The organism is Streptomyces cinnabarinus (assembly GCF_027270315.1).
GTDB classification, from domain to species: Bacteria; Actinomycetota; Actinomycetes; order Streptomycetales; family Streptomycetaceae; genus Streptomyces; species Streptomyces cinnabarinus.
In genome coordinates this window covers 1,454,833-1,466,083 of sequence record NZ_CP114413.1, presented here as the reverse complement: position 1 = coordinate 1,466,083, position 11,251 = coordinate 1,454,833, and the positions used below count along the sequence as shown (strand labels likewise).

11 protein-coding genes are annotated in these 11,251 nt (G+C 70.2%); all 11 read left to right on the top strand.

The window, feature by feature from the left end:
* Nucleotides 1-3: 3 nt before the first annotated feature.
* The 11 genes from STRCI_RS06335 (at nt 4) to STRCI_RS06285 (ending at nt 11,245) form a co-directional block, all read left to right on the top strand.
* Nucleotides 4-660, top strand: a complete 657-nt coding sequence (locus STRCI_RS06335) for a hypothetical protein (RefSeq protein ID WP_269657858.1) — start codon at nt 4-6, stop codon at nt 658-660.
* On the top strand, nt 657-1,466 hold the full coding sequence (locus tag STRCI_RS06330) for a head-tail connector protein (protein ID WP_269657857.1): 810 nt from the start codon (nt 657-659) through the stop codon (nt 1,464-1,466). Before STRCI_RS06335 ends, STRCI_RS06330 begins: the two co-directional genes overlap by 4 nt.
* Nucleotides 1,466-1,927, top strand: coding sequence for a hypothetical protein (locus STRCI_RS06325; RefSeq protein ID WP_269657856.1), 462 nt, complete (start codon nt 1,466-1,468; stop codon nt 1,925-1,927). Before STRCI_RS06330 ends, STRCI_RS06325 begins: the two co-directional genes overlap by 1 nt.
* Before the next feature lie 90 nt (nt 1,928-2,017).
* On the top strand, nt 2,018-2,350 hold the full coding sequence (locus STRCI_RS06320) for a hypothetical protein (RefSeq protein WP_269657855.1): 333 nt from the start codon (nt 2,018-2,020) through the stop codon (nt 2,348-2,350).
* Nucleotides 2,350-2,580 carry a hypothetical protein gene (locus tag STRCI_RS06315; protein WP_269657854.1) on the top strand — a complete coding sequence of 77 codons (231 nt, stop codon included), beginning with the start codon at nt 2,350-2,352 and terminating at the stop codon, nt 2,578-2,580. Before STRCI_RS06320 ends, STRCI_RS06315 begins: the two co-directional genes overlap by 1 nt.
* Nucleotides 2,581-2,583: 3 nt before the next feature.
* Nucleotides 2,584-3,066, top strand: a complete 483-nt coding sequence (locus tag STRCI_RS06310) for a phage tail tube protein (RefSeq protein WP_269657853.1) — start codon at nt 2,584-2,586, stop codon at nt 3,064-3,066.
* Nucleotides 3,063-3,539 carry a hypothetical protein gene (locus tag STRCI_RS06305; RefSeq protein ID WP_269657852.1) on the top strand — a complete coding sequence of 159 codons (477 nt, stop codon included), beginning with the start codon at nt 3,063-3,065 and terminating at the stop codon, nt 3,537-3,539. Before STRCI_RS06310 ends, STRCI_RS06305 begins: the two co-directional genes overlap by 4 nt.
* Nucleotides 3,540-3,548: 9 nt before the next feature.
* A complete protein-coding gene (locus STRCI_RS06300) occupies nt 3,549-4,025 on the top strand; it encodes a phage tail assembly chaperone (RefSeq protein ID WP_269657851.1) in 477 nt (158 codons plus the stop codon).
* A gap of 176 nt (nt 4,026-4,201) precedes the next feature.
* A complete protein-coding gene (locus tag STRCI_RS06295) occupies nt 4,202-8,698 on the top strand; it encodes a phage tail tape measure protein (RefSeq protein ID WP_269657850.1) in 4,497 nt (1,498 codons plus the stop codon).
* Nucleotides 8,695-10,161, top strand: a complete 1,467-nt coding sequence (locus tag STRCI_RS06290; protein ID WP_269657849.1) for a hypothetical protein — start codon at nt 8,695-8,697, stop codon at nt 10,159-10,161. The genes STRCI_RS06295 and STRCI_RS06290 overlap by 4 nt, the downstream gene beginning before the upstream one ends.
* Before the next feature lie 4 nt (nt 10,162-10,165).
* Complete coding sequence (locus STRCI_RS06285) at nt 10,166-11,245, top strand: DUF5047 domain-containing protein (RefSeq protein WP_269657848.1); 1,080 nt, start codon at nt 10,166-10,168, stop codon at nt 11,243-11,245.
* Nucleotides 11,246-11,251: the final 6 nt, after the last annotated feature.

Here is an 11,251-nt window from a genome sequence, read left to right as displayed (position 1 = left end):
CCGATGCCCGGGTTCGGCATGCTCACCGACACCTTCGACGACGGCGTCCGCGACCCTGTGCTGTGGTCGGGGTCGTACGGCGACGTCGAGGAGGCCGGCGGCCGCGCCCGGGTGCCGTGCACGACCGCGTTCTCCGCCTACCAGTCCGCCGCCGTCTACACCCTGACGGGTTCACAGGTTGCCTGCCGCGTCTACCCGCCCGCCGCCGGGGGCGCCGCGGGGGAGGCGCTGGCCGAGCTGCTCGTCATCACCGCGGTGGGCGGCACGGACGGCGGGTTCAGCCTCAACAGGGTCACGGGCCTGCTGAAGCTGATCTCTCGCACCGGGTACGCCGACGCGAACGAAGTCGTCCTCACCTACGACCCGGTGGCGCATGCGTGGCTGCGGCTGCGGGAGGCGTCCGGGCTGCTGCTGTGGGAGACCTCCCCGGACGGCGGGACCTGGACGGCCCGCCGCACCGCACCGGCCGCCGCCTGGACGGCCGACACCAACCTGTCCGTCATCCTCGCCGGGCACCGCGACAGCGGCAGCGGCGACTTCGCGGAGTTCGACAACTTCAACCTGCTGCGCCGCGCGCGCCTGACGTCAGCCTCCCCGGCCGGGGCCGCCCTGGCGCCGCTGGAGCGGAGCGCACCGGCCATGAGCGGGAGCCCGGCGTGAGCTACGACCTCGGGGACGTCGTCCCGCTCGGTGTCACCGTCACCGACGCCGGAGGCACGCTCGTCAACGCGGGCGCCATGGCGCTGACCATCACTCAGCCCGATGACACCACCGTCACGGTCAGCCCCGTGACCCCGGTCAGCTCGGGCACGTACGCGTACGACTTCCTGACGTTGCAGGCCGGACGCCACCTGGTGCGCTGGCTGGCCACCGGCGCCAACGCCAATGCGTACACCGACGTCTTCGATGCGGCCGCCGCGGAGCCGGTCGCCATCGTGTCGCTGGCCCGCACCAAACGGCAGCTCGGCATCGACGAGTCGGACCAGACCCACGACGAAGAGCTGCGCGGCTTCATCACCGGCGCGAGCAAGGCAGTCGAGCGGCAGCTCGGCACGATCGTCGCCCGCCGGTCCTTCACCGAACGCCGCACCGCGGACGTGTACGGGCAGATCCTGCTCAGCAACGTCCCTGTGCTGTCTGTGACCAGCGCCGTCAGCGCGGACGGATCGAAGACGTGGAACGCCGCCGACCTCGACACGGAGCCGGACAACGGGCTCATCTACGCGGCCACCGGGCCCGCGCTGCGCGGCGTCGTGGACGTCGCCTACCGGGCGGGGCTGCGGATCGTCCCTGACGACTACCAGCTGGCCACGCTCATCATCGTCGAGCACCTGTGGGAGACCCGGCGCGGTGCCCTGCGGATCCAGCTCGGTGGCGAGAACGAACCGTGGCTGCCCGGCCGCGGGTTCGCCGTGCCGCGCCGCGCCATCGAGCTGCTCGACTCGACTCTCCCTGGAATCGCCTGATGCCCTGGTCCTCCCGTGTACCCGACACCATCGACGCCCTCGTCGCCGCCTTCAAAGTGGCGCCGGAGCTGGAGGGTGTGACCGTGTGGGACGGCCCCGAGCTGTCCAAGGCGGCCCCACAGGAGATGCTCACGGTCGGCTTCACCGGCGACGACACCGACTCCGACGTCGAGTCGACGAGCCTTCCCGAGGGTCTCGCGAGCCGCCCGGACCGTGAGACGTTCACCGTCCGGTGCGCGGCCGCCGTACTAAACGGCAAGGCGGACATCGCGGCCGCCCGCCGCCGTGCCTACGCGATGTACTCCGCGGTGGGCGCTGTCCTCGCCCGCGATCCCCGGCTCGACGGGATCGTCCTGCGCGCCCGCCTCGGCTCGCACACCTTCAAGCAGGTGCAGACCGACCGCGGCGCACAAGCCCTCGTCGTCTTCGGCATCGACTGCGACGCCTTCACCGGCCGCTGACCGGCAGCCTGCCGCCGCCCTGGTCCTCCCTTCAGACATGTCCGGACGGTCCGGCCTGTCGCCCCCGCCGTCACACAGAAGGAGCTAGCGATGGCCGCCCTCACCACGAACGTGGTCCCCCTCGCGGGGATCAGGTTCGACGACAAGCTCGTCGCCGCAGCAGGCGGCGGTGACACCGCCCAGACCGGCGCCGGGGTCCTCCTCGCGATCAAGAACGCCGACGCCAGCCCCCACACCGTCACCATCGCCACCCCCGGCACAGTCGAGGGCCTCGCCATCGCCGACCGCCCGGTGACCGTCCCCGCCGGACAGACCTACGTCGTCCCGATCACCGACCGATACCGGGACCCGTCCACCGGCCGGGCCGCGCTCACCTACGACGGCGTCACCTCCGTGACCGTCGGGGTCTTCCGGGTGGCCTGATGGACACCGTGACCATGCGGCACCCCAGCCTGCCGGACCAGCCGATCACCGTTCCCGCCTCGGCCGTCCCTCACCACCAGGCGTCCGGCTGGGAGCGCGTCGAAGACGCCCCTGCCGCCCCGGCACCCGAGCCCCTCCCACAGGCCGCCCCCGTCGAGGAGCAGACGGCTGCCGAGGAGACCCCCGACACCAAGCCGGCCCGGCGCCGGCGCACTCAGGAAGGCGAGTGACCCATGGTCGCCACCCCGATCTCCGCGTCGACCCGGTACATCCCGCCGGGGACGCGCGCCTATTACTGGGTTCCGACGATCGCGGTCAAGGCCGCGCCGACGCGCGTCGAGCTCGACGCGGGCACGGATCTGACCGGCGAGGTCGCTGACGTCTCCGGGTTCCAGACGACGTCGGAGTCCACCGACACCCCGGACCTCGGCAGCCGGTTCACGTCGAAGATCCCGGGCCGGATCACCGCCGACGACTCCAGCATCACGCTGTACGCGTCGGAGGACTCGCAGGACGTGCGGCAGCTCCTGCCCCGCGACACCGCCGGGTTCATCGTCCAGTTCCCCGAGGGCGACGTCGCCGCGCGCACGATGGACGTCTTCCCGGTGAAGGTGTCCTCCGCGCCGAAGGAGACGAGCATTGAGGACCCCGGAAAGATCATGGTCCAGTTCACCGTGACCAGCGAGCCGGTGGAGAACGTCACGGTCCCGGCGTGATCGACGTCGAGCTGCGGGGCGGCGCAGACCTGGCCCGCATCAGCCGGGCCCTGCGGGACATGGACAACCCGGAGGTCGTCAAGCGGTTCCGGCGGGAGCTGCGGGAGGCCGCGAAGCCGCTCGTGCCGCAGGTGCGTGCCTCGATCCAGGCCATCCCGTCCCGCACTGGCAAGGGGACGCTGCGCGCGGAGATGTCGAGGGCAACCCGCATCGAGGTGCGCACCACCGGCCGGAACGCGAACGTTGCGATCCGTGTCGACGGCCGCAAGATGCCCACCAGCAAGCGCTCCCTCCAGGCCTACATGGAGGGCACGAAGCGGCCGTGGCGGCACCCGGTGTTCGGCAACCGCGAGGTGTGGGTGCGCCAGGAGCCGAAGCCGTACTTCTTCCGCGTCGTCGCCCCCGCCGCCGGCCCTCGCTCCCGGGCGGCCGTGAACCGGGTCCTCGACAGCATCGACCGAGAAATCAGCTAGGAGACGCGCATGACCAACCCCGAGACGGTGCTGGACGACGCCGACGACATCCTCGACTGCGATGACGTCGTTATCGAGCCGGTGACGGTGCCCGAGTGGGGCGACCGGACCGTGCTGGTGCGCGGCCTGTCCGGTGAGGAGCGGGACGCCTGGGAGGCGTCGATCCGGAAGATCCGGCCGTCCCTGTCGAAGAAGGGCGAGCAGGAGATCGTCCTCGACCAGGCCAACGCGCGCGCCAAGCTGCTGGTGAAGTGCATCGTCAAGCAGGACGGCGCGAGGGTGTTCACCGACCAACAGGCTCCCGCGCTCGGCCGGAAGAACGGCAAGTCCATCGATCGCCTCTATGACGTCGCGACCCGGCTGTCCGGGCTGTCCGACGACGAAGAGGAGGCGATTGAGGGAAACTCCGAGGGGACGACGGAGGGTGGCGACGATTCACCTTCCGGCTCGCCCGGGACCTCGGATGCACCCGAGCCGAACTCCTGAAGCGGATCAGCTCCCATGAGCTGACCGAATGGAGTGTGCTGTACCGCCTGGAGGCGGAAGAGGAACAAGCCCAGCAGGACGCACGCACCTAGCAGGATCCCTGGCGCTGACCGCCTGACCGCCTGACCGCCTGACCGGCGGCCGCCGCACCCGACACCCGCGAGGGGAGGTCTGGTGTGGCCACACGTGCCGTCGTCTACCAGTTGATCGCCCGGGACCGTGCGACGAGGACGTTCGCGACCGTCGGCCAGTCCGCGACCAGGCTGTCCCGCACTGCCACCACGGCGGGCGCGGCCATCAAGGCCGGTCTCGCGGTGGGCGCGGTCGGCACGGCCGCTCTCGGGGCCTCCGTCATCAAGATGGCGGGCGACTTCGAGAAGAACATGAACCGCGTCGAGGCCCTGTCCGGCGCGAGCGGCAAGCAGCTGAAGATGCTGCGCGACCAGGCCAAGGACCTCGGCCGGAGCACGCAGTACGGGGCGGCGCAGTCCGCGGACGCCATGGCGCAGCTCGCCACCGCCGGTCTGACCGTCAACCAGATCTACGGTGCGATGCCGTCGGTGCTGTCGCTGGCGTCGTCGGAGCAGCTCAACCTCACGAGGGCTGCGGAGATCACCACGAACGTGCTCACCGGCTACGGCATGAGCATCAAGGAGATCCCGCACGCCGTCGACGCGATGGTGAAGGCCTCCGTCAAGGCCAACACCTCCGTCGACGACCTCGGCGAGGCGTTCAAGTACTCGGGTCCGATTGCCCATCAGGCCGGGATTCAGTTCGAGGAAGCCGTCGCCGCGACCGCCCTCATGGGTAACGCCGGCATCAAGGCCAGCATGGCGGGCACCGCGCTGCGAGGCGCGGTGACGCGGCTGCTTGCCCCGACGAAGAAGATCTCCACCACGCTTCACGACCTGGGCGTGAATGTCGCGACGTCGGACGGCAAGCTGCGCCCGCTCACCCAGATCGTCGACGAGCTGGCGAAGAAGGGCGCGACGACCGGCGACATCATGACGATCTTCGGTCAGCGGGCCGGTCCCGGTATGGCCGCGCTGATCCAGCAGGGCTCGAAGAAGCTCGCAGGGCTCACCAAGGAGCTGGAGAACAGCGGCGGCACCGCCGACCGCATCTCCAAGATCCAGATGAAGGGCTGGCGGGGCGAGGTCACCAGGCTGAAGAACGCCTGGGAAGGCCTCATGATCGAGCTCGGGGACACGGGCGTCCTGACCGGGGCGACCAAGGCCCTGTCGGGCATCACGCTGGGCGTCCGCAACTTCGCGGACTGGGTCAACACCCGGGGCATCCCCGCGGCCAAGGGCTTGGGCCGCGAGATGGGCGACCTGATCCCCGTCGAGACCATCAAGGACCGGTTCACCCAGGCCAAGACGCTCGTCGCCGACTTCTTCGCCGGTCTGAGGGGCAAGAGCACCGGCACCGTCGACGTGTCCGTGCCCCGCGTCGACAAGGCGCCCGTGCTGGTGCCGGCGTCGGCGGCGACCGATGTCGGCCGTCAGATCCGTGACGCCTTCACCGGCGGCATCCGCGGCATCGACTGGACGAAGATCGGTGGCGCGATGGGGCTCGGCCTCGTCAAGGGCCTGGAGGCCGGTGCGAAGCTCGCCGTCAAGCTCACGGCCGCGTTCGGCAGCCTGCTCGCGAAGGTCGACTGGGTGGGCGTCGGCATCGCCATCGGCCGCTTCGTGCCGTCGCTGCTCGCGGGGTTCATCGTCGGTCTGATCAACTTCGACATCGGTGGGCTGCTCAAGGGTCTTGGGAACCACTGGCAGGAAGTCCTTCTGTCCGTCCTGTTCGTGGCGTTCATGCCCGCGAAGTGGATCGCCGGGATTGGCAAGGCCCTCGGCAAGATTCCCTTCCTGGGCCGGCTCCTGTCCTGGGCGTTCGGCATCTTCGCGAAGTTCTCGAAGTTCCTCGTCGGCGGCGCGGGCAAGCTGCTCGCCGGATTCGGCCGCGGTCTCCTCCAGGGCCTCACTCGGCTCTTCCCCTCCCTCGCCTCGGGAATCGCGGGCTTCCTCGGCCGGGCCGCTCTCGCCATCGTCGGGTACGGCGGCCGCTTCACCGAGGCCGCGATCCGCCTGGCCAAGGCCATCGGCCCCGGCCTCGTCAAGGGTGCGGAAGGGCTCGGCCGGGTCACGGTCCGCATTATCGAGATCATCGTGCGGCCCTTCGCGAAAGCCGGTGGCTGGCTTTTCAGGCACGGCACCGCGGTCGTCGGTGGACTCCTGCGCGGGATCGCCTCCGCGGCGAAGGCCGTCGGCGGCTGGGTCATGCGCACCGTCATCACCCCGCTCAGGTCGAGGTTCGCGACCGCCGGCTCGTGGCTCCTCACCCGCGGCCGGGCGATCGTCTCCGGCCTGAAGTCGGGTGTCGTCGCGGGCGCCAAGGCGATCGGCAGTTGGGTGTCCCGCACGGTCATCGCTCCGGTCACCAGCCGGTTCGCGACCGCCGGTTCGTGGCTGGTGAGCAAGGGCCGGGCGATCGTCTCCGGAATGAAGTCCGGCGTCACCACCGCCGTTGTCGGCATCAGGAAGTTCCTCACCGACAAGATCGTCAGCCCGGTGACGGGTCGTTTCACGAGGGCCAGCACGTGGCTGAAGTCCGCGGGCGGCTCCCTGATCTCCGGCCTGAAGTCCGGCATCACGGGCGCCATGAAGAGCATCGGCACGTGGCTCAAGAAGAACCTGATCGACCCGATCGTCGGCGCGGTGAAAAAATTCTTCGGGATCCGCTCCCCGTCGCGCGTGTTCGCGGGGATCGGCGGTCACCTGGTGTCCGGCCTGGTGAGGGGCATGGCGCAGACCTCCGGCACCGCGATCGCGAAGAAGATCTTCGGGGACATGCCGTCCGCGCTGGGCGCCATCGTCTCCAAGGGCCTCGTCTCCGTTGCGAGTCTGCCCGGCAAGGCGATGAAGGCCCTGGGCGGGCTCGGCAGCAAGTTCCTCGGCATGCTCGGACTCGGGGACTCCGGGAAGGTCGGCGGCGGCGTGAACCGGTGGAGCCCCTTGGTCGCGCAGGTGCTGAAGATGCTCGGGGCGCCCGCCTACGCGCTCGGCCCGGTCCTCCAGCGCATCCAGCAGGAGTCCGGCGGCAACCCCAACGCCATCAACAACTGGGACATCAACGCCAAGAACGGCGACCCCAGCCGCGGCCTCATGCAGACCATCGGCTCCACCTTCAACGCCTACGCGGGCCCCTTCCGGGGGCGCGGCATCTACGACCCGCTCGCCAACATCTACGCCGGCGTCAACTACGCCATGCACCGGTACGGGGCGGGCTGGGTCAACGTGATGACCAGGCCCGGCGGCTACGCCAAGGGCAGCCGCGGGCGCGGTGCGGCACCCGGCTGGGCGTGGGTCGGCGAGCGCGGACCGGAGCTGATCAACCTCAAGGGCGGGGAGGACATCCTCAGCAACCCCGACTCGATGAAGGTGGCCAGCCAGTTCGGGATCCGTCTGCCCGGCTACGCCTCCGGGACCGTCGCGAACGCGCAGGCGAGGGTGAAGCAGGCCAAGGAGGACTTGGAGCGGGCCAAGGAGCGCAAGTACGGCGTCCAGGCTGCGAAGACCCGCCTCAAGGCCGCGCAGCAGGAGCTGGCCGCCGCCAAGCGGCGCACCAAGATGGCCGTCGATAACGCGCTCACCGCCGGGTTCAAGAAGACCATCGCCACCGGGACGGCGTCGGCCATCAAGTCGGCGATCAAGTCCATGGTGGACAAGCTCCAGAACGCGGGCGTCTCCAAGGCGTACATCAAGAGCGTCCTGAAGAAGTCGGAGAAGCTCCAGAGCCTGGCGACGAAGAAGGCCGACGTCACCGCGAAGATCCAGAAGGCGAAGGAGTTCGCGGCCGACCAGTCCAGCAACCTGCGCGAGACGTTCAGCGTCACTGGCACCTCGGCCACCACGGTCGGCGGCCTCATCTCGGAGATGAAGTCGAAGCAGGCCGACGCGAAGCAGTTCGCCAGCCAGGTCGAGTACCTCAAGAAGCAGGGCCTGTCCGCGGACCTCATCGGGCAGCTCGCCGAGGCCGGGCCGGGCAGCCAGCTCCACACCCTGCTGGCGGGTGCGACCAAGAGCCAGATCGCCCAGCTGAACTCGCTGTCCAAGTCCGGTGTGAAGCTCGCCGATTCATACGGCAAGACTGTCGCCGACGCGATGTTCGACTCGGGGAAGAAGGCGGGCGACGGCTTCCTGACCGGGCTGAAGGAGCAGGAGAAGCAGCTCGCCAAGGAGATGGAGAAGCTCGCCGACGCCCTCATCAAGTCGATCAAGAAGAAGCTGGGGATCAAGTCCCCGTCGCGGGTGATGCGGGACCAGATCGGCAAGCCCACCGCACTCGGTGTGGTCGCCGGTATGGACGCCACCCTGCCGGCCATCGCCCGCTCCGCGCAGCGCATGGTCGACACCGCCAGCGGCGCCCGCCCGCGCCGCATCGTCATCCCCTCCAGCGTCAGCGGCCAGCAGCCCGCCGCAGCCGACCCCCAGCAGGACGCGCTGCGGCAGCTCGTCGATGCCCTCCAGACGGGGCAGCTGGGGGCGACCGAGGTGCACGTTCACTTCAACGACGACCGCCTGCGCGACCTGATCGACGTCCAGGTCAAGCCGAAGGTCAAGGCCAGCGAGGACCGGCAGGCGTTCCGGGCGAGGGTCGGGCGACGCGGATGACGATCTCCTACATCGGAGTTGGCGCGGTCTCCAGCCACGCCGACACCATCACCCCCGCCTACCCGGCCGGGGCCACCGTCGGACGGCTCGCCGTACTCACCGTCATCTCCGGACACCCCAACGAGTCGACCCCGTCCACCCCTTCCGGGTGGGAGGCGGCCGGATCGGTCTCCGGAGGCGGCGGCGTGTTCGGCGCGTCCGCCGGCCCCCGCCGCATCACCTACTTCGTGCGGGTCCTCACCGGCGGCGACGCCCAGCCCACCACGCTGATCCCGACCGGCGGGTCCGGGTCGCTCATCGCCGGACGCATCGCCGTCCTGGAGCGCAGCGCGGGCACCGGCTGGCGGTGGGCGACCGCCTTCGGTGAGGACACCACGTCGGGCACGGGCTTCTCCGCGGTGTCCTCGACCGCGCTGACGTGGACGGCCGGCGACTTCGTGATCCTCGGCTACGGCATCACCACCTCCGGGCTCGGCACCAGCGCGGAAGCCATCGCCGCGTCCGGCATCACGTTCGGCACGATCACCGAACGCGTCGACGACGGCGTGGCCGTCGGCAACACGACGCGGTTCGCGCTCGCCACGGGAGCGGTCTCCTCCGGGTCCGGCAGCCAGGCCCCCACCCTGTCCGCGACCCTGTCGGGGTCGTCCACCGGGGCGGCCGGGGTGCTGCGCGTGCGCGAGGCCAGCTCGGACGTGAACGCGACCGCGCAGTCCGTGTTCCCGCCGCGGAACCTGGTGAGCGTGACGGGGCTGCTCGCCGACGACATCACCTCCGTCACCGTCTACCGGCAAGTCGGCACCACCCTCACCGCGGTGCGGGCCGCATCCGACGTCGACACCACCGGCGCCGACGTCCTCCTCCGCGTCGATGCCGAGCAGCCGTTCGGGGTGTCCCTCAACTACGCGGCAACGCTGACCGACGTCAACGGCACCCAGTGGACGGTCTACTCGGGGCCGATCACCTCCACCGTGGACGGCGACGTCGTCTCCGACGCGATCCGCGGCATCGGCGCCATCGTGAAGATCGAGGCCCCGCTGGAGTGGAAACGCAGCCGCGAGGCCAGCGTCTTCAACGTCGGCGGCCGCCTCCTCGCCGTCGGCCGGCCCCGCTCCGCACCCTCGACGACGTTCACCGTGCGCACCGAAAGCGAAGAAGAAGGCGACGCCCTCGACACCGTCCTCGACGACGTCACCGAAGGCATCCTCCTCATCCGCAAGCAGGTCACCATCCCGCGCCTCGACGGGCACTTCGCCCTGCTCGAAGACACCGAAGCGCCCACCTGGTACGACGCATACCGGTGGTGGTCGCTCGACGTGGTCAAGGTCGAGGCGTGGCCGGACTCGCTGGAAGCCGCCGGGTTCACGCTCCAGGACATCGCCGACAATCTCTCCACCCTCCAGGACATCGCCACGGCCTTCCCCGGCACGCTCCTGGACATCGCCCTGTACGACTTCGGGTGACCTGATGCTGGAGATGTCAGACGCCGCGCTGGCCATCGTCCAGGGCAGCTTCACCATGGCCGTACGCGGCGAGGTCTGGCGCGACGGCGAACTCCTCGCCGCGGACATCCCCATCGACGACGGCTCCGAGGAACGCGACCGGTCTCTCGCCGTCGCAGAGCGCATCAGCCTGTCCGTGCCACGCCGTGACCGCGGCTTCGACTGGGAACCCATCCACCCCGACCATCCACTTGCCGCCTACGGGCAGCAGCTGCGCATCTCCTACGGCGTCGACGTCGGCGGCAGCTTCGAGTGGATCGACCGCGGCTGGTTCCAGATCACCGAGTCGTCCACCGACGGCGACACCGTCAGCGTCCAGGCCGAAGGCCTCCTCGCGATGATCGACGAGGCCAAGTTCGCCGCCCCCTTCCAGCCGTCTGGAACGTTCGTGTCCACAGCGCGCGCCCTGGTCGAGCCCGCGCTCACGGTCGAGGTCGACGACACCCTCATCGACAGGTCCATCCCGGTCGGCATGCAGTGGGACGACGACCGGATGGGGGCTCTCACCGAGCTGCTCGACGCATGGCCGGCGGACGCCCGGGTCACCGAGGACGGCGCGCTCCGGATCGAGCCCGTCACCGACTCGGGCACGTCCGTGCTGTCGCTGACGGACGGCACCGGCGGCACGGTGGTGCGCTGGCAGGGCGCCAGCAGCCGCGACGGGGCGTTCAACTGCGTCGTCGCCAGGGGCGAGGACGCGGAAGGAACCCAGATCCAGGGCGTCGCCTACGACCTGGACTCGATCAGCCCGACACGGTTCGACGGCCCGTTCAGCCCGCTCGCCGTCCCCTACTTCCACGCCTCACCGCTGCTGACCACCGTCGCGCAATGCCGCACTGCCGCGCAGACCACCCTGACCCGGCTGCGCCGCACCACCGGCCGACGCCTGGAAGTCAGCATGGTTCCGCACCCGGGCCTCATCCCCGGCGACATCGTCACCGTCACCGGCGCAGGCCTCACCGCGGCGCCCTGCGTCATCGAGTCGCTGTCCCTTCCCTACTCGCCAGGTGAGCAGCGGCTGGCCGTGCGCACCCTGACCGCGTGAGGAGGA

Coding starts and splice junctions, on each gene's coding strand:
- STRCI_RS06300 (WP_269657851.1), top strand. CDS start 3,549: ATGACCAACCCCGAGACGGTGCTGGACGACGCCGACGACATCCTCGAC.
- STRCI_RS06325 (WP_269657856.1), top strand. CDS start 1,466: ATGCCCTGGTCCTCCCGTGTACCCGACACCATCGACGCCCTCGTCGCC.
- STRCI_RS06315 (WP_269657854.1), top strand. CDS start 2,350: ATGGACACCGTGACCATGCGGCACCCCAGCCTGCCGGACCAGCCGATC.
- STRCI_RS06335 (WP_269657858.1), top strand. CDS start 4: ATGCCCGGGTTCGGCATGCTCACCGACACCTTCGACGACGGCGTCCGC.
- STRCI_RS06290 (WP_269657849.1), top strand. CDS start 8,695: ATGACGATCTCCTACATCGGAGTTGGCGCGGTCTCCAGCCACGCCGAC.
- STRCI_RS06310 (WP_269657853.1), top strand. CDS start 2,584: ATGGTCGCCACCCCGATCTCCGCGTCGACCCGGTACATCCCGCCGGGG.
- STRCI_RS06320 (WP_269657855.1), top strand. CDS start 2,018: ATGGCCGCCCTCACCACGAACGTGGTCCCCCTCGCGGGGATCAGGTTC.
- STRCI_RS06285 (WP_269657848.1), top strand. CDS start 10,166: ATGCTGGAGATGTCAGACGCCGCGCTGGCCATCGTCCAGGGCAGCTTC.